Annotated in this window: 29 protein-coding genes; 17 read left to right on the forward strand and 12 right to left on the reverse strand. The window is 57.1% G+C overall.

Going from position 1 to position 24,395, the window contains the following annotated elements; all coding sequences use genetic code 11:
- The first annotated feature begins 112 nt into the window (after positions 1-112).
- A complete protein-coding gene (locus IQ241_RS12315; protein ID WP_193907518.1) occupies positions 113-1,078 on the forward strand; it encodes a DUF362 domain-containing protein in 966 nt (321 codons plus the stop codon).
- Positions 1,079-1,150: 72 nt separating this feature from the next.
- Here the strand turns inward: IQ241_RS12315 and IQ241_RS12320 are convergent, their stop codons facing one another.
- The 3 genes from IQ241_RS12320 to IQ241_RS12330 all read right to left on the reverse strand — a co-directional run bounded on the left by IQ241_RS12320 (position 1,151) and on the right by IQ241_RS12330 (position 5,166).
- Positions 1,151-1,720 (reverse strand): hypothetical protein, encoded by a 570-nt coding sequence (locus IQ241_RS12320; protein WP_193907520.1) that lies wholly within the window; start codon positions 1,718-1,720, stop codon positions 1,151-1,153.
- Between the two features lie 190 nt (positions 1,721-1,910).
- Positions 1,911-4,379: an ATP-dependent Clp protease ATP-binding subunit gene (locus IQ241_RS12325; protein ID WP_193907521.1), complete on the reverse strand. Its 2,469-nt coding sequence runs from the start codon at positions 4,377-4,379 to the stop codon at positions 1,911-1,913.
- Positions 4,380-4,578: 199 nt separating this feature from the next.
- Positions 4,579-5,166 carry a GNAT family N-acetyltransferase gene (locus tag IQ241_RS12330; RefSeq protein WP_193907523.1) on the reverse strand — a complete coding sequence of 196 codons (588 nt, stop codon included), beginning with the start codon at positions 5,164-5,166 and terminating at the stop codon, positions 4,579-4,581.
- Between the two features lie 91 nt (positions 5,167-5,257).
- Between IQ241_RS12330 and lysA the strand changes: the two genes are divergently transcribed.
- From lysA to IQ241_RS12345, 3 genes are all read left to right on the forward strand, one after another.
- Positions 5,258-6,667: a diaminopimelate decarboxylase gene (lysA, locus tag IQ241_RS12335; RefSeq protein ID WP_193907525.1), complete on the forward strand. Its 1,410-nt coding sequence runs from the start codon at positions 5,258-5,260 to the stop codon at positions 6,665-6,667.
- 90 nt (positions 6,668-6,757) lie between these two features.
- Positions 6,758-7,639, forward strand: coding sequence for a diadenylate cyclase CdaA (gene cdaA / locus IQ241_RS12340; protein ID WP_193907527.1), 882 nt, complete (start codon positions 6,758-6,760; stop codon positions 7,637-7,639).
- Positions 7,629-8,387 carry an isoprenyl transferase gene (locus IQ241_RS12345; RefSeq protein ID WP_193907529.1) on the forward strand — a complete coding sequence of 253 codons (759 nt, stop codon included), beginning with the start codon at positions 7,629-7,631 and terminating at the stop codon, positions 8,385-8,387. The genes cdaA and IQ241_RS12345 overlap by 11 nt, the downstream gene beginning before the upstream one ends.
- 76 nt (positions 8,388-8,463) lie before the next feature.
- On the opposite strand, the gene IQ241_RS12350 is transcribed toward IQ241_RS12345, so the two are convergent.
- Positions 8,464-8,940, reverse strand: coding sequence for a DUF4168 domain-containing protein (locus IQ241_RS12350; RefSeq protein ID WP_322743639.1), 477 nt, complete (start codon positions 8,938-8,940; stop codon positions 8,464-8,466).
- A gap of 66 nt (positions 8,941-9,006) precedes the next feature.
- Between IQ241_RS12350 and pedR the strand changes: the two genes are divergently transcribed.
- From pedR to psaI, 8 genes are all read left to right on the forward strand, one after another.
- Positions 9,007-9,318 (forward strand): photosynthetic electron transport-dependent transcriptional regulator PedR, encoded by a 312-nt coding sequence (gene pedR, locus IQ241_RS12355; protein WP_193907533.1) that lies wholly within the window; start codon positions 9,007-9,009, stop codon positions 9,316-9,318.
- Positions 9,302-9,565 carry a hypothetical protein gene (locus IQ241_RS12360; protein ID WP_193907535.1) on the forward strand — a complete coding sequence of 88 codons (264 nt, stop codon included), beginning with the start codon at positions 9,302-9,304 and terminating at the stop codon, positions 9,563-9,565. The genes pedR and IQ241_RS12360 overlap by 17 nt, the downstream gene beginning before the upstream one ends.
- Positions 9,566-9,630: 65 nt before the next feature.
- The gene (gene hisS / locus IQ241_RS12365; RefSeq protein WP_193907537.1) at positions 9,631-10,929 is read left to right on the forward strand and encodes a histidine--tRNA ligase; all 1,299 of its coding nucleotides are present in this window, start codon (positions 9,631-9,633) and stop codon (positions 10,927-10,929) included.
- The gene (locus tag IQ241_RS12370; RefSeq protein WP_193907539.1) at positions 10,916-11,455 is read left to right on the forward strand and encodes a GNAT family N-acetyltransferase; all 540 of its coding nucleotides are present in this window, start codon (positions 10,916-10,918) and stop codon (positions 11,453-11,455) included. Before hisS ends, IQ241_RS12370 begins: the two co-directional genes overlap by 14 nt.
- Before the next feature lie 60 nt (positions 11,456-11,515).
- A complete protein-coding gene (locus tag IQ241_RS12375) occupies positions 11,516-12,172 on the forward strand; it encodes a DUF5671 domain-containing protein (RefSeq protein WP_193907541.1) in 657 nt (218 codons plus the stop codon).
- Positions 12,169-12,621 (forward strand): hypothetical protein, encoded by a 453-nt coding sequence (locus IQ241_RS12380; protein WP_193907543.1) that lies wholly within the window; start codon positions 12,169-12,171, stop codon positions 12,619-12,621. Before IQ241_RS12375 ends, IQ241_RS12380 begins: the two co-directional genes overlap by 4 nt.
- 123 nt (positions 12,622-12,744) lie before the next feature.
- Entirely contained in the window at positions 12,745-15,114 is a 2,370-nt protein-coding gene (locus tag IQ241_RS12385; protein ID WP_193907545.1) for a hypothetical protein, read from the forward strand.
- A 121-nt stretch (positions 15,115-15,235) separates the two neighbouring features.
- A complete protein-coding gene (gene psaI, locus IQ241_RS12390; protein WP_193907547.1) occupies positions 15,236-15,346 on the forward strand; it encodes a photosystem I reaction center subunit VIII in 111 nt (36 codons plus the stop codon).
- 122 nt (positions 15,347-15,468) lie between these two features.
- On the opposite strand, the gene IQ241_RS12395 is transcribed toward psaI, so the two are convergent.
- The 6 genes from IQ241_RS12395 to IQ241_RS12420 all read right to left on the reverse strand — a co-directional run bounded on the left by IQ241_RS12395 (position 15,469) and on the right by IQ241_RS12420 (position 17,857).
- The gene (locus tag IQ241_RS12395; RefSeq protein WP_193907549.1) at positions 15,469-15,588 is read right to left on the reverse strand and encodes a photosystem II reaction center protein J; all 120 of its coding nucleotides are present in this window, start codon (positions 15,586-15,588) and stop codon (positions 15,469-15,471) included.
- A 32-nt stretch (positions 15,589-15,620) separates the two neighbouring features.
- The gene (locus IQ241_RS12400) at positions 15,621-15,743 is read right to left on the reverse strand and encodes a photosystem II reaction center protein L (protein ID WP_193907551.1); all 123 of its coding nucleotides are present in this window, start codon (positions 15,741-15,743) and stop codon (positions 15,621-15,623) included.
- A gap of 9 nt (positions 15,744-15,752) precedes the next feature.
- A complete protein-coding gene (gene psbF, locus IQ241_RS12405) occupies positions 15,753-15,887 on the reverse strand; it encodes a cytochrome b559 subunit beta (protein WP_193907553.1) in 135 nt (44 codons plus the stop codon).
- A 44-nt stretch (positions 15,888-15,931) separates the two neighbouring features.
- Positions 15,932-16,186, reverse strand: coding sequence for a cytochrome b559 subunit alpha (gene psbE / locus IQ241_RS12410; protein ID WP_193907555.1), 255 nt, complete (start codon positions 16,184-16,186; stop codon positions 15,932-15,934).
- 114 nt (positions 16,187-16,300) lie between these two features.
- On the reverse strand, positions 16,301-17,362 hold the full coding sequence (locus IQ241_RS12415; RefSeq protein WP_193907557.1) for a photosynthesis system II assembly factor Ycf48: 1,062 nt from the start codon (positions 17,360-17,362) through the stop codon (positions 16,301-16,303).
- Positions 17,363-17,437: 75 nt separating this feature from the next.
- Positions 17,438-17,857 carry a rubredoxin gene (locus IQ241_RS12420; protein ID WP_193907559.1) on the reverse strand — a complete coding sequence of 140 codons (420 nt, stop codon included), beginning with the start codon at positions 17,855-17,857 and terminating at the stop codon, positions 17,438-17,440.
- Positions 17,858-18,246: 389 nt separating this feature from the next.
- On the opposite strand from IQ241_RS12420, the gene ndhC reads away from it, so the two are divergent.
- From ndhC to IQ241_RS12445, 5 genes are all read left to right on the forward strand, one after another.
- Positions 18,247-18,621: a photosynthetic/respiratory NAD(P)H-quinone oxidoreductase subunit C gene (ndhC, locus tag IQ241_RS12425; RefSeq protein WP_193907561.1), complete on the forward strand. Its 375-nt coding sequence runs from the start codon at positions 18,247-18,249 to the stop codon at positions 18,619-18,621.
- A complete protein-coding gene (gene nuoB, locus IQ241_RS12430) occupies positions 18,612-19,361 on the forward strand; it encodes an NADH-quinone oxidoreductase subunit NuoB (protein ID WP_193907563.1) in 750 nt (249 codons plus the stop codon). Before ndhC ends, nuoB begins: the two co-directional genes overlap by 10 nt.
- Positions 19,361-19,906, forward strand: coding sequence for an NAD(P)H-quinone oxidoreductase subunit J (locus IQ241_RS12435; protein ID WP_193907565.1), 546 nt, complete (start codon positions 19,361-19,363; stop codon positions 19,904-19,906). Before nuoB ends, IQ241_RS12435 begins: the two co-directional genes overlap by 1 nt.
- A 317-nt stretch (positions 19,907-20,223) precedes the next feature.
- Positions 20,224-21,471: a tryptophan synthase subunit beta gene (gene trpB, locus IQ241_RS12440; protein WP_193907567.1), complete on the forward strand. Its 1,248-nt coding sequence runs from the start codon at positions 20,224-20,226 to the stop codon at positions 21,469-21,471.
- A gap of 34 nt (positions 21,472-21,505) precedes the next feature.
- The gene (locus IQ241_RS12445; protein ID WP_193907569.1) at positions 21,506-22,129 is read left to right on the forward strand and encodes a ribonuclease D; all 624 of its coding nucleotides are present in this window, start codon (positions 21,506-21,508) and stop codon (positions 22,127-22,129) included.
- A 252-nt stretch (positions 22,130-22,381) separates the two neighbouring features.
- Here the strand turns inward: IQ241_RS12445 and rppB are convergent, their stop codons facing one another.
- Together rppB and rppA are read right to left on the reverse strand one after the other, a co-directional pair.
- Positions 22,382-23,731: a two-component system sensor histidine kinase RppB gene (gene rppB, locus IQ241_RS12450; RefSeq protein WP_193907571.1), complete on the reverse strand. Its 1,350-nt coding sequence runs from the start codon at positions 23,729-23,731 to the stop codon at positions 22,382-22,384.
- Positions 23,700-24,392: a two-component system response regulator RppA gene (rppA, locus tag IQ241_RS12455; protein ID WP_193907573.1), complete on the reverse strand. Its 693-nt coding sequence runs from the start codon at positions 24,390-24,392 to the stop codon at positions 23,700-23,702. Before rppA ends, rppB begins: the two co-directional genes overlap by 32 nt.
- Positions 24,393-24,395: the final 3 nt, after the last annotated feature.

Raw genomic sequence — 24,395 nt, forward strand, 5'->3', positions numbered from 1 at the left:
CCTCCATCCCCTCCATGCCTTCGTGGTTCATACTATCCACCCCGCTAATTCTTCCCACCCCGCTCACCCCACCGATTAAACTAAGGAAACGATTAGCCAATAGGAAACTCAGATGCCGTCTGTCAGCCTGATTCGCGCCGCTACCTACAAAACGGAAGCCCTGCATCAAAGCTTAGAAGGCCTCCTCACCCCCTTAGGCGGCATCAGACAGTTTGTGCACCCGGGCGATCGCGTCTTACTCAAACCCAACCTGCTGACGGGCTCTAAGCCGACCCAAGAATGCACGACCCGCCCCGAGCTAGTCCACTGCGTTGCACAGATGGTGATGGCAGCGGGTGGAAAGCCTTTTTTAGCCGACAGTCCCGCCTTTGGCAGCGCTCGCGGGGTGGCCAAGGCCAATGGCTATCTGCCCTGGACTGAACAGCTGGGGCTGCCCATTGTCGAACTGCACGGGCAGCGCTATCCGAGCGAAGGAGAAGAATTCGACCATCTACTGCTCTCTAAGGAAACGATGGCGGCAGATGTCGTGATCAACCTGCCGAAGGTCAAATCCCATGTGCAGCTGACGCTGACCCTAGGGGTGAAAAACCTGTTTGGCTGCGTTCCTGGCAAAATGAAGGCCTGGTGGCATATGGAAGCGGGAAAAGACCGCCAGCGCTTTGGCACAATGCTGGTTGAAACGGCTCGCGCGATCGCGCCTGAGCTGACTATTATCGACGGCATTATCGGGCACGAAGGCAATGGCCCCAGCGGTGGCGAACCCCGTCAGCTGGGATTGCTGGGAGCATCTGCCGATGTTTTTGCACTGGATCGCGGCCTAGTAGAAGTTTTAGGCGTGCCGCCAGCGGACATCCCGACCATTACCCAGTCACAGCGACTAGGGCTTTGTCCCGAGCTAGATCAAATTGACTATCCACTGCTGTCCCCGGCTGACCTCCGAATAGCGGACTGGAAGCTGCCTACAGAGCTGATGCCGATTGACTTTGGACTGCCTCGGGTGGCTCGCTCAACCTTTAAGCATCTCTATATCCGACTGATTAAGGAACCTATCGCTGCCTACGTCAGCCCATCGACCTAGCGATCACCTACAGCAAACCCGCCGCTGCGGAAAATCACCAGCAACGGCGGGCTCAGCTGAATCGGCGCTAGACTATGCCTCCTTACCGACCTCTTTAGCCATTTGCTTAAACGAAGAAAGGCTAGGCCCTGGGCGACGGCGCTGATTGCTAGAGGGCGTGACCAGGTAGTCGGTAGCGAAGGTTTGCTCAGCCACATGGCTATTGTCTTGATAGGTCGATTTAGGTGCCCGAGCAATCGCCTGAGCAATGATTTCCTCAGTCGAGAGAGGCCGCTGAGGCTTAGCTTCAGCCTCAGTCTGAGAGGCCTGACCCTTCTGCCCCCCCTTCTGGTCCTTTGAAGGCTGCGCCTGCTTACCGTTCTTAGACGACTGATGCTTTGCGGACCGGTTTGCCGGGTCGCCGCCTGCCGTTGCTCGGGCAGGTTCTTGACCATCAGACGCGATCGCGTCTACGACCGCACCCGCTGAAGCGGCAGTCGCCTTCGCCACAGATTTAGCCGTCTCTGGCAGGCTGTCGGTTTTGGATTCTTCAAGTTCCAGGTAATATTCAGACTTACCGATGCCGAAAAGCTTACCGGCAACCCCAAATAAACTGCCGAAGAAGGCAGAAATGCCACCAAAAATCTTTTTAATCAGGCCCATTGCAGTTGATCGCTCCCAAGCTGATGAATAAGGTTAAAAAATTGAGTTCTTTGATCTAAATTATCAAATTTGGCCCGGCCCCAATGCAAGACAGCGTTACGTCTGTTCACATACGTTCACGGCGTTCGTGGTAGTCAAGCGAAAGAGGGCTTAGAAACGCCAAGCCCTCTTTCGCGACTCAGCCAGTCTGCTACTCAGCGACCTGGGGCAGCAGTTCGCGGCGCTCCTTGATCTGGACTTGGATCTTGCCGTCTTCATCGACATCGACAACGGCCGTATCGCCTTCCTTCACCCGACCCGAAAGGATTTCCTCAGCCAGACTATCCTCCAGCAAACGCATAATGGCTCGACGCAGCGGCCTAGCCCCGTAGCTGGGGTTATAGCCCTCTTCGACTAAGCGATCCTTGAATTTCTCCGTCACCTCTAAGGTGATGCCCTGCTCGGTCAGGCGAACGAACACCTCTTTCAGCAGGATGGTAGAAATTTCTTTCACCTCTTCCTTCGTCAGCTGACGGAAGACGATAATCTCATCTAGCCGGTTGAGGAACTCTGGGCGGAAGTACTGCTTCAACTCTTCGTTCACCAGCGAGCGGATTCGGTTGTACTGCGACTCGGCCTGATCCACTTCGAGCTCAAAGCCCAGACCGCTGGCCCCCTTCTCAATCACCTTTGAGCCGATGTTAGAGGTCAGGATCAGCAGCGTATTTTTGAAATCGACCGTGCGGCCCTTGGCATCGGTCAGACGACCGTCTTCCAAGATTTGCAGCAGCATGTTGAAAACGTCGGGGTGCGCCTTTTCAATCTCGTCGAACAGGATGACGGTATAGGGACGACGGCGAACGGCTTCGGTCAGCTGACCGCCTTCGTTATAGCCGACATAGCCTGGAGGCGAGCCGATCAGCTTGGAGACCGTGTGGCGCTCCATAAATTCAGACATGTCCAGCCGCACCATCGCTTCTTCAGACCCGAAAAAGTAGGCCGCGAGAGACTTGGCCAGCTCGGTCTTACCCACACCGGTTGGGCCAGAAAAGACAAAGCTGGCGATCGGTCGATTGGGATTCTTCAGCCCCACCCTAGCCCGCCGGATAGCGCGGGAAATGGCTTTGACAGCTTCGTCTTGACCAATTAGCCGCTGATGCAGGGTGTCTTCCATATGCAGCAGCTTCTCAGACTCAGACTCAGTCAGCTTGCTGACGGGGACACCGGTCCAGGAGGCGACAATATAGGCAATGTCCTCCTCGGTTACCATTGGCGAGACGTCACCGTCTTCTCCTTCAGATTTGCGATTCTGGGCGATCGCGCGGATCTCTGATTTGATTTCCATCTCGCGATCGCGCAGCTCGCCAGCCTTGTCGAAGTCCTGAGAGCGCACCGCATTGTCCTTATCCTTCAGCACCTGACGCAGCTCTTTATCGAGCTCCTTGGCCGCCGGCGGCAGCTGGGAGTTGATCAGGCGCACCCGCGACCCGGCTTCATCAATTAGATCGATAGCCTTGTCAGGCAGGTAGCGGTCAGAGATGTAGCGGTCAGAGAGCTTGGCGGCAGCGTCGAGGGACTCATCGGTAATTTTGAGCTTGTGGTGCTGCTCGTAGCGATCGCGCAAACCGTGGAGAATTTCGATCGTCTCTTCGACCGAAGGCTCGCCCACCATCACCGGCTGGAAGCGTCGCTCTAAGGCGGCATCGCGCTCGATGTGCTTGCGGTATTCGTCGAGCGTCGTCGCCCCGATACACTGAAGCTCACCGCGGGCTAGCGCTGGTTTAAGAATATTCGCCGCGTCAATAGCGCCCTCGGCAGCCCCGGCCCCAATCAGGGTGTGGACCTCATCAATCACCAGAATCACATTCGCCGCCGAGCGAATCTCATCCATGATTTTCTTCAGCCGTTCTTCAAATTCGCCCCGATACTTCGTCCCGGCAACGAGCAGGCCAATATCTAAAGTAACCACGCGCTTTTCTTCGAGAATGTCGGGCACGTCGTTGTTGCCAATGCGCTGGGCCAGGCCCTCCGCGATCGCGGTTTTACCGACGCCTGGCTCACCAATCAGCACGGGATTGTTTTTGGTGCGCCGACCCAGAATCTGAATCACCCGCTCAATTTCCTTCTGTCTGCCAACCACCGGATCGAGCTTGCCCTCAGCAGCCATCTGGGTCAGGTTGGAGCCAAACTCATCGAGCGTCGGCGTCTTCGTCCGACCCTGGCTGCCACCAGTTGAGACCTCAGCGGTTTCACCCAGCATCCGAATCACCTGCGTCCGCACCTTGGAGAGATCGACGCCCAGGTTTTCGAGCACCCGGGCAGCGACGCCTTCGCCCTCGCGAATTAGGCCGAGCAGCAAATGCTCCGTTCCAATATAGTTGTGGCCGAGCTGACGGGCCTCTTCCAACGATAGCTCTAGGACGCGCTTGGCACGGGGAGTAAAGGGAATCTCAACCGCGACGAAGCCGGAACCTCGACCAATAATTTTTTCGACTTCAATGCGAGCGTCTTTAAGGTTGACTCCCATTGATTTGAGCACTTTGGCAGCAACGCCGGTGCCCTCTCCAATCAGGCCGAGAAGAATCTGCTCGGTGCCTACAAAGTTGTGCCCAAGTCTACGGGCTTCCTCCTGGGCGAGCATAATTACTTTAATGGCTTTTTCTGTAAAGCGTTCAAACATGGCGGTTATCCATCACCTGCTGTGGGCTGGTACGCTGATTCTAACACAGGCAAATTTGGTAGGCCGGGGGCGGTATTCACGACTTTTGTGACAATTCCGATAAAGTTTTTGCTCAGCTGTCCCCCGGTTTAAGTCACGGGTCAAAATTCTGTTGCGGGTTATGCTATTTCGCATTTTTTTTGCCGGGCCGTATTTGAGATTAGGTCTCTAGCCACTGCCACCGATGCTGGCCCAAAGCTCGCAGGGCCTCTGTCTGCAACTGCTGCCGCTGCTGGATAAAGGCGTCACTCTGGAGGCCGCTGCGCCAAAGAATGAGCGCGTCTTCTCCGTCGGCATAGTAGCGCCGTCGCCGACCGGCCGTTTGAAAGCCAAATTTCTCGTAGAGCTGCCGGGCTGCACAGTTCGAAACCCGGACTTCTAAGGTGGCCCGCTGTAGCTGCCGGCGCTGGCCGTCGCGCAGGAGCAGGCTGAGCAGCAGCTGACCCAGTCGCTGGCGGCGATAGGCTGGGTCGATCAGCAAAATCGTCAGATGGGCCTCTTCTAGGATGGCCCAAAGGCAGCCGGTGCCGACCAGGGTTAGCGCGTCGCCTGCCGCCGCGCCTTTCCGCCGCTGGAGCAGCGGTGCCGCAGTTTCAGCGGCGGCGAGTACGAGCAGCGTACTGTTGGGGCTCTCGATCTCCCGCTGATAGCCCGCTGCGGTCCATAGGCCGCCCAGGCAGCGCTGGTCCAGCGCTAGCACGGCGGGCAGGTCGGCAGATATCAGGGGTAAACAGGCTAAAAAAGTCAAGCAGTTTCGAGAAAAAGCTAAACAACACAGCGGCCAATTGTACACTGGACTTTTGGAGCTCTGGCTCCGCCCGTCTTATCGCATCGTGCCCATGGTATCTATTCTCCCAACCGACCATCCAGCTGACCAGATACTGTCCAGCCGCCACTATCTGCCTGCCGGCGATCGCGCCCCCAATCAAACCTTGCTGCCGCTGACGGCGGCGGTTAACGCTCAGGATCACTTGGTGATTGGCGGCTGCGACGTGCCTGAGCTGGTGCAGCAGTTTGGATCACCGCTCTATATATTAGATGAATCGACGCTGCGGACGGCCTGCCGTCAGTATCGGCAAGCGTTCAAGCGATACTATCCGGGTGAGGCGCTAACGGTCTACGCCTCAAAGGCCTGGAGCTGCCTGGCCGTCTGCGCGATCGCGACCCAGGAGGGATTGGGCATCGACGTCGTCTCCGGTGGCGAATTGCATACGGCGCTACAGGCGGGGGCGGCTGCCGAGCAGATTTACTTCCACGGCAATAACAAGTCTTTGGATGAGCTGCAGATGGGGCTGGAAGCGGGCTGTCGGATCGTCGTCGATAACTGGTACGAACTGCGATCGCTGACCCAGCTGACGGCGCAAATGAACCAGACGGCGACGATTCTGCTGCGCCTCACCCCCGGCATCGAGTGCCACACCCATGAATATATCCGCACCGGCCATATTGATAGCAAGTTTGGGTTTGACCCCGAGCAGCTTGAGCCGGTATTTGCCTACGTCAGTCAGCAGTCGGGGCTGCGCTGTATCGGCCTGCATGCCCACATTGGCTCTCAGATCTTTGAACTCCAGCCCCATCAGGACCTGGGCGCAGTGATGATCCAATGGTTTCAGCAGGCGATCCGCCACGGCCTGCCCATAACCGAGCTCGATATTGGCGGCGGCCTGGGCATTTGCTATACCGAAGCAGACGACCCGCCCAGCATCGAAGCCTGGGTGCAGACGGTTGCTCGGGGTATCGCTGACGCCTGCGCTGCTGCGGATCTGGCGCTGCCGCGGCTGCTGTGCGAGCCGGGGCGATCGCTAATCGGCTCGGCCTGTGTGACGGCCTACACTGTCGGCAGCCAGAAAACCGTTCCCGGTATTCGCGACTACCTGGCCGTAGATGGGGGCATGTCGGACAATCCTCGCCCGATTACCTATCAGTCTTCTTACCGAGTGCTGGCCGCCGATCGGATGTCGGCAGCCCTAAGCCAGACCGTCACCTTAGCCGGCAAGCACTGCGAATCAGGAGATGTGATTATTCCATCGGCAGCGCTACCGGAACTGGAAGCGGGGGCTGTGGTGGTAGTCGCGGCAACAGGTGCTTACAATTACAGCATGGCTTCGAACTATAACCGAGTGCCACGCCCGGCTGCCGTTTTGGTCAATCGGGGTGAGGCCCAGCTGATTTTGCGTCGAGAAACGCTCGCAGACTTAGTTCGGCAAGACTGTCTACCTGCTGCGCTCAATCCATCGAAGTTGAGGTAAGGTCACGGCATACTCGACGGGCTGATGGGGTTGAGAGGCCCTGTCAAAGATGGGTTGCAATCAGGATGAAACCGGGATAGGAGCCGACTTTTGCTTCGCCTCATCGATATTGGTCTAGTCCTCGTATCGATCTACGCGGTGCTCGTCGTGATCGGCGAGCGCCGTACGCTGTGGATGGTGCGGGGACTGATTGTGCTGATGCTGGTGGCGGCCCTCAGCCGAGCCGCTCAGCTGGAGCTGCTGGCCTTTGTGCTAGACAAGCTCGTGATCGGGTCGGCCGTGGCGATGGCGCTGATTTTGCAGGCCGAGTTTCGGCGGCTGCTAGAGCAGCTCGGCCGGGGAGAGGTGATTCAGCTTTTTCTGCCGCGCGATCGCACTCCCCCCAAGCCCAACAGTGTGATCGACGAGCTGGTCGATGCTGTCAAAGAACTGTCTCAAAACCGGACCGGGGCGCTGATGATTTTGGAAACCAGCAAGCCGCTAGATGAGAGCAACTTTTCGGTACCGGGCGTCCGGCTGAATGCCGAGCTTTCCAAAGAGCTGCTGCAAACGATTTTTCAAACGACGACGCTATTGCACGATGGGGCCGTTCTTATTCGGGCCTCGCGGATCGTTTCGGCCGGTGTGATTCTGCCGATTTCAGAAAAAGATGCCTCGCGTCAGCTTGGTACCCGGCATCGAGCCGCGATGGGCATTACCGAACGGGTGGAAAACTGCATTTGCGTAGTGGTTTCCGAAGAGACCGGATCAATTTCTGTAGCAGACGGGGGAATGCTGAATCGACCCCTGACGAGCAGCAAACTGAGAGACCTATTGCGTGATAAGTTTGCTCCATCTGCCGATGGTGACCCCGTCGCGCCCCAGCTTCGCAGCCTGGGACGACGGCTGAGCCTACAGGGAATCAGCTTTTTCAGCGCCCTGAAACGTGTCCTGCGTCTGCCATCGACTACTCGAAAAAAAAATGACAGCTAAGCCAACGGCTCTGACCGCTCTTCCTCACGATCTCAAGCCAGACCTGCTGCCGCGGCACATTGCGGTGATTATGGACGGCAATGGCCGCTGGGCTAAGCAGCGCGGGCTGCCCCGAATTATGGGCCACCGCCGAGGTGTCGATACCCTCAAGAAACTACTGCGCTGCTGCCGCGACTGGGGAATCGGTGCCCTCACTGCCTACGCCTTTTCGACGGAAAACTGGGGTCGCCCGATTGGCGAGGTTGATTTTTTAATGACCCTGTTCGAGCGGGTGCTGCGCAAAGAGCTGAAAGAAATGATGGAAGAAGACGTCCGCATTCAGTTCGTCGGCGACCTGTCGGCCCTACCCGACACGCTCCAGCGGGAAATCGATCGCGCCGTTGCCGATACCCAGGTAAATCAGGGCATTCGCTTCTCTGTTGCGACCAACTACGGCGGTCGGCAGGAGATCTTGCAGGCCTGCCGGGCGATCGCGGATCAGGTGCAGCAGGGTCATCTAGCCCCCCACGAGATTGACGAGTCGCTATTCAGCCGCTATCTATACACCTCTAATATCAGCGATCCCGACCTGCTGATCCGCACCAGCGGCGAAATGCGAATCAGCAATTTTCTGCTCTGGCAGCTGGCCTATTCTGAGTTCTACATCACCGACACCCTCTGGCCCGACTTCGACCAGGCCGAGTTCCACCAGGCCCTGATCGCCTACCAGCAGCGCCACCGCCGCTTTGGCAAAATAGAAAATTCCTAACCCCATCACTCAATCACCCCATTACTCCCCTACTCCCCCCACTCTTCCATCCCCCCACTCTTCCCTCCTCCCTCTCTCACTCTTCACTCTCCACTTCCTCAATCTGAACCAAAATCTGCTCCCGAAAGTCGGGGTCCCGATTAGCCAGGCCCAAGAGCTGCAAGTATTCCGATAGCGTCAGCTGGTTTTCGCCGATCAGGTGAAACGCCTCAGTCTGGATGGCGGCCTGAATTTGCTGCGATTCGGTCTCGGTTTCGGCCTGCTGAAGCTCGCTTTCTCGCCGGTCGATCAGGTCGATCACCTGGAGATAGGCCTGGGCGAACTGGCTGATTTTTTCAGAGGCGACATCGGCCAGGAGCGGGGATGGGAGCGTGATCGCCAGTGCTGGCAACGGCAACCCAATCGTCCCCAGTCCTAAAATGACAGCCAGCCCCCAGCTCAGCCCCCAGCTCAGCCCCCGACTGAATCCTGGCCCAGTCTGCCCCCCGGCTGTTATGGACTTCAGGCAGCTTAGGATAGGGATCAGCCACCCCAGCGGGTTATATTTTCTCACTCGGTTTAAAAACCCCACTATATTGAATACAGGCGTAAGCATAAATGCACATCAGCGCGTAAAACCATGTCAGGCAGCGAATCTTCTCAGACAAATCTTTCGGCGAAGGAGCAGAGTCTTTCCGACCGAGAATTACAAATTGTGGAACTGGTTGCTTCGGGACTGACGAATCAAGAAATCTCGAAAAAGCTGGACATCAGCAAGCGAACGGTGGATAACCACATCAGCAATATCTTAACCAAGACCTCTACCGGTAACCGGGTCGCCCTGGTGCGCTGGGCCCTCCAGTGGGGCAAGGTCTGTCTGGATCAGGTAAACTGCTGCGTTCTCCCTACCGTAGAGATCGGTGAGGAGGCAAATCATGAGCACCCGAGCTGAGTTCGTAACCCAGCGGCTATCTTGTCAGCGGCTGCCGCTCGCCGTCTACCGCGAGGTCGCGGCCCACCTGCGCCAGTTTGACGGCGTTCAGGTGGCGCTGCTGCCGCAAACTGCTCAGGCCTTTGACTATTTGCAAAGCCAGGTGGGAGGATTAGAAATTCGCTACCCGGCTCCGGCCCGCGATCTCGTTAACGCCGTGCTGGACTACTACCGCGATCGCTTCGGCCCCTGGCAAGACCTACCGTAACGGTGCCTGGTGACCGAAATTTCCTACCATATCGATTTCAGAGCTAGATATTAGAGACATTGACCATGAGCACCATTCAGGCGATTAAGGGCACCCGCGACATCTTGCCGGGCGAAGTAATCCGCTGGCAGCAGGTCGAAGCAATCGCCAAAGCCATTTTGGAGCGGGCCGCCTATCGCGAAATTCGGCCGCCGGTAATGGAGTTTACCGAGCTGTTTGCCCGCGGCATTGGCGAAGCCACAGACGTGGTGAGCAAGGAAATGTATACCTTTCCCGACCAGTCTAAGAAGCAGCGATCGCTGACCCTACGGCCCGAAATTACCGCTGGGCTAGTACGGGCTTTTATTCAAAATAAGCTGTTTGCAGAAGGGTCGGTACAGCGCCTGTGGCACATTGGCCCGGCCTTCCGCTACGAGCAGCCACAGCAGGGGCGGCAGCGGCAGTTTCATCAGCTCGATGTGGAAGTGATCGGCAGCCGCAATCCCCGGGCCGATGTGGAGGTGATCGCGATCGCGACTGACATTCTCCAGGCGCTGGGGCTGAAGTCACTACGCCTGGATCTAAACTCGGTGGGTCAGGGCGAAGACCGCCAGCGCTACCGTGAGGCGTTAGTCAGCTACCTCACGCCGTATCAGGACGAGCTCGACCCGGACTCCCGCGATCGGCTAACGCGCAACCCGCTGCGGATTCTTGATAGCAAAGCCCCCCGAACGCAGGAAATTGTTCAATCTGCCCCTAGCCTGCTCGACTATTTAGGGTCAGATGCGCAGCGGCACTTTGACCAGGTGCAGCAGCAGCTCACCGCCCTGGGTATTTCCTTTCAGGTGAATCCGCGTCTGGTACGGGGGCTAGACTATTACACCCATACTGCCTTTGAGATACAGTCCGACGACCTGGGGGCGCAGGCGACGGTCTGCGGCGGTGGTCGCTACGACGGGCTGGTGGCTCAGCTGGGCGGCCCCGATACGCCTGCAATCGGCTTTGCGATTGGGCTAGAGCGCCTGATTATCCTATTGGAACAGCTCCAGCGTCAGCCGCCACCGGCCCTAGATTTTTACCTGGTCGCCCGGGGGGGGAAAGCCGAGGCTCAATCTACCGTCCTGGCGCAGACGCTGCGGCAGAGCGGCTGCTCGGTGGAATTGGACCTCAGCGGCAGCGCCTTTGGCAAACAGTTCAAGCGGGCCGACCGCAGCGGTGCGGTGGCCTGTCTGATCCTGGGCGAGGCCGAAGCCGAGAGCGGTCTGGTGCAGCTCAAGTGGCTGGCTTCCGGTGAGCAAACCGAACTGTCCCAGGCCGAGCTATATGCTCAAGTTCCAGACCTGCTAGCCACTATTCACCCGCTTCGAGCCGATGCGATCAGCTGAGATTGTGACGACTTACTTAGAAATGCATTCCCGCAGTCAGCTGGTGGCGGCAAAACCGAGCCCGCTGACCGTGCTAGAAGCGCAGATCGCCTGCCCCGAGTTCAGCCGCTTTCTCTACAGCGCCGTTGGCGGTCAGTGGTACTGGCTGGGCCGGCTTGACTGGACCTACCAGCGCTGGCTCGACTATTTGAGCCAGGAAAGTATGCGAACCTGGGTGGGTTACGTTGGCGGCAACCCAGCGGGCTTTTTTGAGCTCTCGCGAGCTGAGGCTGGCGATGTCGAAATCGTTTCCTTGGGTCTGCTGCCGCAGTTTATTGGACAGGGGCATGGCGGGCATTTGCTCACCTGCGCCCTGCAAAAGGCTTGGGACTGGGGCGCAGCCCGGGTCTGGCTGCATACCTGTAACCTGGATGGAGCCCATGCCCTGGGCAACTATCAGGCCAGGGGGTTGAAAATTTACAAACAAACTCGAACCCAGCACTCGCTGCCCGAGCAGCCCCCCGGCCCCTGGCCCGGTTGGCAGTAAAGTCCCAAATTAGTTAGAAAGGAGTCGCCGCTGCTGGCTGTTCCAGTCTTTTACTGCCCTATGCCATCCGACCGCGCTGACCTACTCCGGTTTATTGAAGCTGCTCGCCAGCAAGGCGCTTCTGACGAATTTCTCAGCCAGCTTTTGCGCAGCTACGGCTGGCCCCAGCGGGAGATCGAACGGGCTTTTTTTGAGCTGTATGAACGGCTGACTGAGCAGCCGATTCCGGCTCCGAGCGGCGGCGCTGGCGAATCGGCTAGAGATGCTTTTGTCTACCTGCTGGCGTTTTCTACCCTAGGAATTTGGACTCAGGCGCTGGGGCAGCTGGGCTTTATCTATGTCAATCAGTTCATTCCCGACCCGGTTTCGCCCAGCTACGGTGATCCGGCCTTCGACGTGGCTTTTTCCTTGGCGCGGCTGATCGTGGCCTACCCGGTCTATCTGCTGTTAATGCGTCAGCTCATTAAGGAACTGCGGCTCTACCGCGAAAAGCACTATTCTGGCGTGCGCAAGTGGCTGACCTATCTGACCCTGCTGATTACCGTCCTGATCGGTGTGGGAACGCTGATTACCTTTCTCACCTCCTTTTTGCGCGGAGAACTAACGCTGCGATTTTTGCTCAAGGTCATCATTGTGCTGGCTTTAGACGGCGGAGTACTAGCTTACTATGGGGCCTGGCTACGGCGGCGGCCGGTCCAGAGGCAGAATCCCACATGACTCAACTTGACCGTAATTTCGCGATCGCGGCCACCCTCGCCGTCGTCCTTGGTATCATCTCCGGCTTTTGGATTTTAGGTACGCCCCAGCGGCAGCGGCTAATTGCCGCCGACCGAGAGCGCATCCGCGACCTGATCAACATTTCGAATCAGCTCTATCAGCAGGCCAGCAGTGCGCAATCGCGCAATCAGCCCTTTGAGCTACCAGCCAGCCTAGACCAGGTTAGCCGCATTGACCAGGCGGTCCAGACCGATCCAATCACTAATCAGGCCTATACCTATCGCCGCCTAAGCGACACCACGTACGAACTTTGCGCAACCTTTGCCACCGACACCAGCAGCTATTCACTCCAGCCGACTCCCAACGGCGCTAATCAACGCTGGCAGCATCCGGTAGGAGAGCACTGCTTTGAGTTTGATGTGCTAGAGCCGGCCCAATACGCCTACTAGCGACATTTCTGTGTGAATCATCGCAGGGTTTGCTACGATTGCCCCTATACAATCGGGCCAAACATCGCCAAACATCGCCAAACATCGATGGAGGCCTCTCAGCCACCGCAGCTTTTAACCCGTATGAACCATTGGGAGTTTCTGATTCAGAAGGAAGGCGATCAGGCTTGGCTGCCCCTATCGCAGCAGGTCGAGATTTTGGCCGGACGCTACCGGGTGGTTGCCCATACCAACCGCAGCGATACGGCTGTTGAGGTCCGCGTCAGCCAGATGGTGCTAGATGAAATGCCGCCCCGGCGACGGGTGCGCAAGCGCCTGGGCCAGACCGACGCCGACGGATTAATTCTGATCATCCCGTTTATGTGGCTACAGCCGGGACGCTGGGAGCTGAGCTGTAGCAATACTAACGTCGCCGACGAGCTGCTGGGTCAGGGCTGGCAGCATTCCATTCAGCTACAGGTGCTGCCCCTGACTGAAGCTAGCCAGGACTGGACGCCGGCGTCAGACTGGTCGGAGGAAAACGCTGTCGATGAAACGGCAGTGCTGCCTAATCCAGAAACCGAGACAGAAGCCAGTCCAGAAGCCGACCCAGACCATAACGGTAGCCCGGCTCATCCAGAAGATGACCTATCACCGGGGGGCTACCCGGATGCTGAAGCGCTAACTGAGCAAATCGTTAACTCGCTTTTTGATTCGATTGAGCCTCTTGAAGCCGATAGTTCGCCCCTAGCTCAGGCGCGATCGCAGCCGACCGCGATTACCCCTAACTCTGGCTATCTTGTCAGCCTCCGGCAGCAGGCCTACGTGGCCCAGCGACAGAAACCGCTGATGATTGCTGGCCAGGTCTATCTCGATACCAACGTCCAGGCCCCAGCGCTACTCGACGGTCAGCTGTGGATTCGGCTGCGCGATCCGCAGACAGGCCGACCGATTTTGGAAACCCACCGCCGGCTACAGGCGGCAACGCTGCCGGTAGACTTTAAAGTGCAGGTGCAGCTACCGGAAATAGCTGAAACTCGGGTTATCCTGGGCGAAGTGCTGCTGCGGCTAGGAGCCGCCGAGCCGCAGCAGCCCGCCCTAGCCGCAGCGGCCTTTACCATTACAGTGGGGCTCGATAGCCTGTTGGAGATCTTGGCTAACCACACCGAGTTGGACTTTGACGAAGAGGTCTCAGTCTTTCCCGGCACGACGGTGCCTTTCAGCCAGCCCAAGCCAAGCCCAGCCACCCTGGTTTCCCCCAACCTGCCCCTGTCGCCGCCGCCGTCCAAAAGCTTGGTACCGGCGGTCGGCCAGATTTTGCCGCCCCAGCTCGATTTTCCCGAACCTGATGCAACCGGCGATCACGCCCCTAAACTACCGGGATTTACCCCGGTAACGGATCGCCGGCAAAGCGCTAAGGCACCGACGGCAAACAGCTCAGCCGCTTCTCCTGAGTCTCGCCCCCAGCCTCATCCTGAGCCTCATCCTGGGCCTGACGATCTCACAGCCGACCTTTGGTCCAACTCGACGGGAGAACCGGCTACCGAGACCGCCGCAAAAGACCGCAGGAAACCCGCCGGGACGCCTCAGCCTAGCCCAACGCCCGCTCGACCTGAACCCCATCTGCCTAAATTTTCTCCAGCGGTGCGTCAGCAGCCGGCTATTTTTGACAGCGACAGTATTGCAGATAGCGACCTTGATGCCGACTGGGTCGCCTCCACCCTGGCTGAGATTGACGAGCCGGGGCAGCGCCCAACCCAGCTTGGCCTGACGACCGGCTCTAACCCCGGCTCTAACGCTTTATGGACCGAAGCAGAAGCTGACCCAGAAGCTGACTCGAAATCCGCATCGGCAACCTCCCCAAACGGTTTGAGCAGTCGGTTTATGAATCGACTCTCGGATCTCACCTATGCCAGCCGGCAGGCCACCGCTGAGCTGCGCAGCCTGATGCAGGCCGCTGGTGTCCAAAGTCCAGAGCTGGTCGATCCAGAGCCCTCGCTGCCCCCAGAGCCGGTCGCCGCTCTGCCCAACGAGGTGGTGATATATGAGGAGGAGCCGCCATCGCCGGTTACGCTCCCGCCCGAGCTCTCCGGCATATCGCCGGAGCCTTCGCCGCCAGCTGACCTGACCGTACCCGACGCTGGCACTGCGGTCGTCGAAATTATGTCGCCAGTGATTGCCATTCCCAATCGGGAGCTCATCGCCGGGGAAACAATTGCGCTGACGGTCCGGCTGCGGCCACAGCAGTGGCCACTCTATATCAAGCTGTGGGCCAGCGATCGCCAAACCCGCACCCTGGTCGGCGAGCCTCATTTGCTGATGGACCTTACACCCAATGACCTGGGCGAGCTAGAAGCCCAGATGTCGATGCTGATTCCACCGGACTGCCTAGAGATTCAGTTTGCCGCGATCGCGATTGCCGTAGAGACCCATCAGGAAAGTGATAAGGCCGTCGTCAATCGGCATATTGTGCCGCCTGGGCTGCCGACCCAAACCTTAGACGACCTGATTTAAAGCAGTCAATTCGCAAAGAACCGCAAAGAAACCGGCTCCTGAGTCCCAATTCGGAGTAGGCTTAGGGGAAGTGCAGCAGCGCACTGGTGTAATACTGACGTTAGTAATTAGGAAACCTCCCATGGCAGCTTCTTTTTTACCCTCTATTTTGGTCCCCTTGGTTGGCCTGGTTTTTCCGGCGGTCGCGATGGCATTTTTATTCCTGTATGTTGAGCGCGGCCAAGAGGCTTAGACCCTTTGGCTTAGATCATTTAAAAACATTCCATAAAGCGCGGCCCCCACTTAGGTATGGGCCGCGCTTTGTATTTGGTATTTGGTATTTGAGAAACGGAATACTAAAGTTGGTTGACCCACCTACATGGCGGAACCAACCCCGGCATAGGATCCGTAGAAAAACAGACCAACGACGACAAGGATGCCAGTCCCGGCAACCGTAGCGACGATCCAAAGGGGAATCTTACCATTTTGAAACATGGGCAATCGCTCCTACCAGCAGCAGTGGGGGTTTAGTTAAAGAAGTAGCTCGAGAATAGCAGACCGAGGACGAAAATCAGCAGCAGACCGAGAAAAAGCGAGGTCCGATTCAGTTCGACCGGCTGTTTGTTGGGATTTGGAGTTCTTTCGGGCATATCGGGCTCCTAGCGTTGAATAAACTGCATGGCCGCGATCGCGCCTAGAAAAAAGACGGAGGGTACCGCCAGGGCGTGAACGGACAGCCAGCGTACGGTAAAGATGGGATAGGTAACAGGTTCGTTGGGATTGCGACTGGTCATGGGTCGGCTCTCAATAAATCGACGGTTTTCAAAAGCAAAACGGGCTACTTAGCCTGGTCGTTGTAGTCTTTAATTTGATTGTTAGCTTCAAAGCGATCGCTAACAATCGGCAGCTCCATCTGGTTGGTCGGATAGTATTCATTCGGGCGCGGTGTGCCAAAGGCATCGTAGGCCAGGCCCGTCTGGACAAACAGCCAGCCCGCAATAAATAAAGCTGGGATGGTGATGCTGTGGATGATCCAGTAGCGAACGCTGGTGACAATATCGCCAAAGGGTCTTTCGCCAGTACTCCCTGCCATGTTTAAAATCTCCTGTAAACTTACGGTAAATGTTGTCTTTTCTCTATCATACGGAACCGAGCTACTCCCAAACAAGCGCGTCCAAAAACTTTAAGATGCTAGAGCCGGGGAGAATCAGCTGCTCTCAGCCGCCTCCGGGCGGCCGGCGTACCGCAGCAGATAGCCGCGCTCACCCAGAATAAAGCCGCGCTCGGGAGCCAAGAACTTAATTCGGTAGAAGTTTGTCGGCACATCTTCCACATCGCGATCTTTGACCCAGGTCTCACCGCCGTCTGGGCTCATCAGCAGATTGCCGCTGCCGCCGGATACCCAAACTTCGTCAGCCGTGCGGTAGGCCATATCGAGCAGGCCCCAGCTGGTCGCCGGTTCCGGCGCAATCGGGTCGCTCCAGGTTTCATAATCCGCGTCGGGCTGGCCAAACTGCAGCTGTCCGCCCCGAGCGATCAGCCAAAGCAGGCCGTCCTTAGTAAATCCAGCATTTTGCAGCCGTTTGGAATTTTCGCGGTTGTGGGGCTGCCAGACCTGCTGTCCGGGGTCCCAGGTGGAGTAAAAGTTGCCCCGTGAAGACACCGCGATATAGCGGCCATCTTCATTTCGGTTCATATTGCGCACTACGCCGACTGCGCCCTGCACCAGCGCTCGCCAGTTACGCCCGCCGTTCTCGGTGAGATAAATTGCGCCAATGTCGGTTGCTAGCTCAGCCTTAGCTGAACCCAGGGCGGTGACTAAAAACGGATCGCCCGGCAGCTTCGGATCGAGCTCAATCGAAGACCAGCTCTGGCCCCCGTCCGTCGTATGCAAGAGCAGCGTCGGCTGACCGGCAATCCAGCCTTCATCGCCGTCAAAGCTTATGGAGGTAAAGGTGTAGCGTGGGTTGTCGAGCTCCAGCCTGCGAGGAGTCCAGCTCTGGCCCCCGTCCGTCGTTTCAAGCAGGGTGGAGCGGCTGCCCACCAGCCAACCATGATTCCGGTCGGCGGTGAAGGCAATGTCAGAGAGGGTCGCCTCCCCCGGTACGGCCACTGTCTGCCAGGGATTGGTGTCCATTGCAGGCAGGTAAACTTGAGAGCAGCCCAGGGTAAAAAGCGCGATCGCCAATACGAGTCCTATTCTTGCCCGCCGAGCCCTCTGAAAGGTCCTTAGGGAAGCCTTTAAAAATGATTTTAAAACCGTCAGCATAGCAACTCAGACACAACAAAAAATAATCCTAAACACTTGGCTGATTGAGCGATCGCCGTTCGTCAAGGGACTGGACTACCGCAGCCCGTAAAGACTTAGAAAAAACAGCACGCCCAGCGCCAGCGCGCCAAAGATCAGCAGATTTTTCTGCCCCGGCGTCAGCCGATTGACGCCAAAGCCATAGTCTAAGTTTGCTTTGAATCCAGACGCCTGACCGACCGGCCCCACATTGCTAAACTGCCGCTTGCCAGCCCCACAGACCGGACAGCGCCAGTCTGCTGGCAGCGCCTCGAAGGGCGTGCCTGCCGCAATATTAGCCCGGTTATCACCTTTGCTCGGCTCATAGGTATAGCCACAGGCGCGGCATTCATACTGATCCATCTCGGCGGGTGTCAGCCCTTTCTCAGCCGCAGCTTCATGAGCTTCGGGAGCAGACTCAGAAGTCGCCGGACGCTCCGAATTCGCAGCCCCATTTGGATCTGAATCGGTACTCATCTAGGGTAGGCGGGCAATTAGCCCAGCAGTAGAAATCGATTGGGAATCTCTATCAATCGCCGACGTTTGAGAACGCCAGTAATTTGTAAAATGAGAGCATCTGTCAACAATTATTGCATAGAGTGACCTATCTAACCGTTTGTCCATTCAATCGGGTTTTCCATTTTCGGCAGTCGCTGAACCAATCACTGCTTTGGAACCGTCCTCCAAGACAATAATGGGGACAGTACTGTCCCAGTACTGAGGTAAGATTTGCGCGGCGAGCTCGCCAGATTAGCCAAACTCGTTAAGATAGGTAAGGCCGACTCCGTTCAGCCAAATTCAGATTGAGCTGAATGAAGTCAGCCCCGATGTCAGTTTTTACGAAGGTTATTTAGGTAAACCCAACCGTGCCGGAATCTAACTTTGTCCTCAGCGGATACGAATATTTTCTAGGCTTTCTACTGATCAGTAGTCTTGTGCCTGTGATCGCGCTCGTTGCTTCCAAGCTGCTCAGACCGGCCAGCGGCGGCCCGGCTGGGCGAACCACCTACGAGTCGGGCATGGAACCCATCGGTGGAGCCTGGATCCAGTTCAACATTCGCTACTACATGTTTGCGCTGGTGTTCGTCATCTTTGATGTTGAAACCGTCTTCCTCTATCCCTGGGCCGTTGCCTTCAGTCAGCTGGGGCTATTGGCTTTTGTGGAAGCCCTGATCTTTATTGGAATACTGGTTGTCGGTCTAGTCTACGCCTGGCGCAAAGGAGCCCTAGAATGGTCATAAATTCCAAAACTCAACCCCCTAGCAGCCTTCTCAATCCCGATGAGCGGATGATGAACCCGGCTGCCCCTCCTCAGGTCACCCAGGACCTTTCTGAAAACGTCATTTTGACGACGGTAGATGATTTGTATAACTGGACTCGGCTCTCGAGCCTGTTTCCGCTGCTGTATGGCACCGCCTGCTGCTTCATTGAATTTGCGGCGCTGATCGGTTCGCGATTTGACTTCGATCGGTTTGGCCTGCTGCCCCGCTCTAGCCCCCGACAGGCCGACCTGATTATTACTGCGGGGACTATCACCATGAAGATGGCCCCGGCTCTGCTGCGCCTATACGAGCAGATGCCCGAACCCAAATATGTCATGGCGATGGGAGCCTGCACGATTACCGGCGGTATGTTTAGCGTCGATTCGCCGACAGCGGTGCGTGGGGTTGATAAGCTGATTCCCGTTGATGTCTATATTCCCGGCTGCCCACCGCGACCGGAGGCAATCTTTGACGCCATTATCAAGCTGCGCAAGAAGATCGCCAACGAGTCGATGCAGGAGCGCGGCTATCTGCAAGAAACGCACCGCTTCCATACCGTTAGCCATGAGATGGAAGCCGTTGCGCCCATTCTCACCGGCCACTATCTGCGCTCTGCGACCCGCGAAGCGCCGCCAAAAGAGCTGATGGCCGATCTGGGTATGCCGGTGCCAGAGGCCCTGGAAGCCGCCCCCGAAAAAGCTGAAGAGGAGACGAACTAATGGCAGAGGAAGAAACCAAGGCCCCGGCCGAAGCAGAAGCTTCCGCCGAAGAAGCAGGGGAGCTTGTCCAAGCGGGTGAGATCTCGACCTGGCTGACCGAGCAGGGGTTTGACCATGAGGTCATGGAGCGCGACCATTCCGGGATCGAGGTGCTTAAGGTTGAGCCCGACTTTCTTCTGCCGTTCTGTACCGCGCTGCAGGCCTATGGGTTCAACTACCTTGCCTGCCAGGGCGCTTACGATGCGGGTCCCGGCAAAAGTTTGGTGAGCTTCTATCATCTCACGAAGCTGAGCGATAATGCCGACCGCCCGGCCGAAGTGCGGATTAAGGTTTTTCTACCCCGAGACAATCCTAAAGTCCCCTCCGTCTACTGGATTTGGCAGGCTGCCGACTGGCAGGAGCGCGAAAGCTATGATATGTACGGCATCGTCTACGAAGGGCATCCCAACCTGAAGCGGCTGCTGATGCCTGAAGACTGGGTGGGCTGGCCGCTGCGGAAGGACTATATCTCGCCTGATTTCTTTGAACTCCAGGATGCCTATTAGGGACGTGCATGTTAATAACGTACCAGCCATCAGCACCGGAGCTCTACATCCCCAGCCCTTCTCCCGAGGGGAGAAGGGAGCCGGATTCAAAGTCCCTCTCCCCGGGAGAGGGATTTAGGGTGAGGGCGAACCGCTACGCTATTTAATTGCCATTCCCTTAGCGCTGCCGCTGGCAACCAAGTTGCTTAATCGATAATGAGGAGGCAGAGTTTTAAATCTGTCTCCTCATTATTATTTTTAGAACCCTTAGCGAATGTACTTTCCGTAATTCCCCAGCACTTTCTATAATGGGGAACTGATTCCCATAGGCCTGACCCGTGACCAAGACCCCAATTTCTCCGACTGCTCAACCACTTTCCCTTAACGCTCGGCCCGATCGGCTGGGCCGCTTTGGTCGCTTTGGCGGCAAGTATGTCCCCGAGACGCTGATGCCCGCCCTGAGCGAGCTCGAAGCAGCCTATCAGCGCTACCGGCAGGAGGATGGGTTTAAGGCAGAGCTGGACGGCCTACTCAGGGACTATGTGGGTCGGGCGAATCCACTTTATTTTGCTGAGCGGCTGACCCAGCACTACGCTCGGCCCGACGGCAGCGGGCCGCAGATTTATCTCAAGCGTGAGGACCTCAACCACACGGGTGCTCACAAGATTAATAATGCCCTGGGACAGGTCCTGCTGGCCAAGCGCATGGGTAAGCAGCGGGTGATTGCCGAGACCGGAGCCGGGCAGCATGGGGTCGCGACGGCGACCGTCTGCGCCCGGTTTGGCCTCGACTGCGTGATCTATATGGGCGTTCAGGACATGCAGCGGCAGGCGCTGAATGTCTTTCGGATGCGGCTGATGGGGGCAGCGGTACGTCCGGTCGAAGCCGGGACGGGCACGCTGAAGGACGCAACCTCAGAAGCAATTCGCGACTGGGTAACGAACGTAGAAACGACCCATTACATTTTGGGTTCGGTGGCGGGTCCCCATCCCTACCCAATGATCGTGCGGGACTTTCACGCCATTATTGGGCAGGAAACCCGAGCCCAATGCTTGGAGAAGTGGAACGGCCAGCCGGATATTTTGATGGCTTGCGTGGGCGGGGGCTCCAATGCCATGGGCCTGTTTCACGAATTTGTCAACGATGCCGATGTGCGCATGATTGGGATTGAGGCGGCTGGAGAAGGTGTGACAACAGATAAACATGCGGCAACGCTGACTCAGGGCCGGATTGGCGTGCTGCATGGGGCGATGAGCTATTTGCTACAGGACGGCGATGGGCAGGTGGTTGAGGCCCACTCCGTCAGCGCTGGACTAGACTATCCTGGCGTCGGGCCAGAACACAGCTATCTGATGGAGCTGGGCCGCGCTGAATATTACAGCGTTACCGATGCCGAAGCGCTGGAGGCGTTTCAGCTGATCTCTCGCCTAGAGGGAATTATCCCTGCCCTAGAAACGGCCCACGCCTTTGCCTATTTAGAAACGCTGTGTCCAAAGCTTTCAGGTCAGCCGCGCATTGTGATTAACTGCTCGGGTCGCGGGGATAAGGACGTGCAGACGGTGGCAAAGGTGCTTAAGCTGGACTAAGCCCTGGTGCGATTTTTGGTTGAACGGAGAAACAATGGATAACTTTCAGGTGTGCGATCGCGACCTTCCCCCTGACCTGCTAGAGCGCTACCTGGCCGCAGAGGCGATCGCAGCTGATACCGAGACTATGGGGCTAAATCCGCATCGCGATCGCCTCTGCCTGGTCCAGCTCAGCGACCCGGAGGGCTACGTCTCGGTGCTCCGGATTGCCCGGGGGCAGACCGAAGCCCCTCGCCTCAAGCAGCTTTTAGAAGCGCCTCGAATTACTAAGATTTTTCACTTTGCCCGCTTCGATCTGGCCATGCTTCAGCACCATCTGGGCATTGTCGTCGCGCCGGTCTTCTGTACCAAGATTGCCAGTAAGCTGGCCCGCACTTACAGCCCACGCCACGGGCTAAAGGAGCTGGTCAAAGAAATTGCCGACGTGGAGTTAGACAAATCGGCCCAGAGTTCCGACTGGGGCAACGCCACCCAGCTCAGTGAAGAACAGCTCAGCTATGCGGCAAACGATGTCCGCTATCTGCACAAGCTGCGGCAGCAGCTGATCACCATGCTCAAGCGCGAGGATCGCTGGGCATTGGCCCAACAGTGTCTACAATGTCTGCCCACGCTGGTTGAGCTGGACCTGATGCAGTACGACAACATATTTGAACATTAGTCTGTACAGCCGATTAGCCGAGCTGTTGCAGTTTCGATGTTGACGGCCAAATGCTTGAGGCTAGGAGAACTTTCTCTCAGTCCTACATTCTGAAATCTTTTGTTGCAGTCTCGTATCTGTTCTGAAAGGAATCTAGGACTATGAGGCCTCTGTTGAAGATTATCGTTAACTGCGATTTTGCTGACTGGCCTAACGGTATAGATAATCGCAATGAGGTCAGGCGGGGGGCGACAAGTAGCGAGAACAGCAGGATTATGGGCCAATCGGCAGCCGGATTGTAAAGCTACTGCCTTTGCCGAGCTGGCTCTGTACTTGGATGTTGCCGCCGTAGGAATGCGCGATCGCGATTGCAATCGATAATCCCAATCCCGATCCGCCGCTCTGACGAGATCGATCCTGACCCACCCGATAGAACCGACCAAAAATACGGTCCTGGTCTGCTGGAGCAATCCCAGTGCCAGTATCTTCTACGGTAATCAGGGCTTGTCGTTCGGATTGCTGAAGCTGAATCATGACTTTCCCCTCAGGCGGAGTATGCTGCAGGGCATTGCTCACGACGTTTAGCACCAGCCGGTAGAGATGGGCTTCATTTCCCATAGCCGGAATTGGGATATCGGGCTGCTCAAGCATCAGATGAATGTGCTTCTTCAGCGCCAGAGCGGCCAGCTCTTCTTGAATGTCGCTGAGAATATCGCGCAGGTCACAGCAGGCAATCTGAGACGGGCTCTGGGTATCCAGCCGGGACAGCAGTAAGAGGTCGCTCACTAACGTGGTCAGGCGTTGATTTTGACGGGCGATGACCTGGAGCGTCTCGCGCGCTTCGGAATCGGAAATTTGGGGAAGTCGGATTACCGACTCTACTGTTGCTCGCACTGCTGTAAGAGGCGTCCGCAGCTCGTGGGCAGCATCGGCGGTAAACTGCTGGATTTTACTATACGACGTCTGTACCGGCCTCAGCGCTACCCCTGCCAGCCACCAGCTGGCGATCGCAATCAATGCCATCGTGATGGGCAAGCTCAGCCAGATAATCCAGCGAACCGCTCTTAAGTAGGCGGCAAAGTCGTTATAGGAACGCCCGACGAGCAAGGTTCCTAGCCGAGCTTGGTCATCTAAAGCATACAGCGGCAGAGCAACCTGGCGATATAGGTTACCCTGGCTGTCCCGCAGGGTTTGCCAGGATGATGCGCTATAGGCTACCGGCAACTCCTTTGCAGAGATACCCGCTATGGCAATCAAATCCTCATTGGCAGAGAGCACCCGAACATAATAGCTGCTCCGATACAGGTCTCGGTCGTGATGGCTGGGCAAGGGCTCAACAGGTAAGCAGCGCCCGGCTGCGCATAGCGTGAGTAGCCGGCGGGGCGTAATCGCATCGATTGAACGGTTTGCGGTCAGGGTCGTCTCTAGCGCATCATGGATCGGTTCAGCCACAGCTCTGAGTTCTCGATCGGCGGTTACCTGATGGGCATGGGCGATCGCCTGGTAAACGCCAATCCCGCTCAGCCCCAGTACCGCCGCCATGACGCTGGTATACCAGGCGGTGAGCTGCCAGCGGCTGCGGCGAAAGAGCTTATTCGGCTTTGAAGCGGTATCCCATCCCATAGACGGTTTCAATCAGGTGATCACAGCCATACTGTCCCAGCTTACGGCGTAACAATCGCATCTGGGCTGCCACGACGTTGCTATTGGGTTCCGCTCCAATTTCCCAAAGCTGGTTTAACACCTGATCGCGGGTGAGAATTTGGTTGGGGTGCTCCATCAAATATTGCAGCAGCTGAAACTCTTTTTGGGTGAGTTCAATGGACTGTTCTGAAGTTTTGCCAGGTCGGAGGAACGCGACTCTGCGATCGCAGTCCAGCAGCAGCGGCCCAATCTGAATTTGGGCCGGCTTGAGGTCGGGCGATCGCCGTCGCAGTGCCCGCAGTCGCGCCAGCAGCTCAGCCATGCTGAAGGGCTTGACCAAGTAGTCATCGGCCCCCGCATCGAGCCCGGTAATGCGATCTTCAATTCGGTCTTTGGCCGTCAGGATGAGGACCGGCAGAACGTAGCTACGTGACCTCAGCCATTGACACAGCGCGACTCCCGACAGGCCGGGCAGCATCCAGTCGAATATCCCGACCGTGTATAGCGTAACGTCGCTTTCTAGGTAGGCCAGGGCCTCATCTCCTGACTGTACCCAGTCCACCACGTAGGCCTCTTGGGTCAGGGTACGCTTGATGGCTTTACCCAGATCAGGTTCGTCTTCAACCAGTAAAATGCGCATAGG

It is taken from the genome of Vasconcelosia minhoensis LEGE 07310, assembly GCF_015207255.1.
Taxonomy (GTDB): Bacteria; Cyanobacteriota; Cyanobacteriia; order Phormidesmidales; family Phormidesmidaceae; genus Vasconcelosia; species Vasconcelosia minhoensis.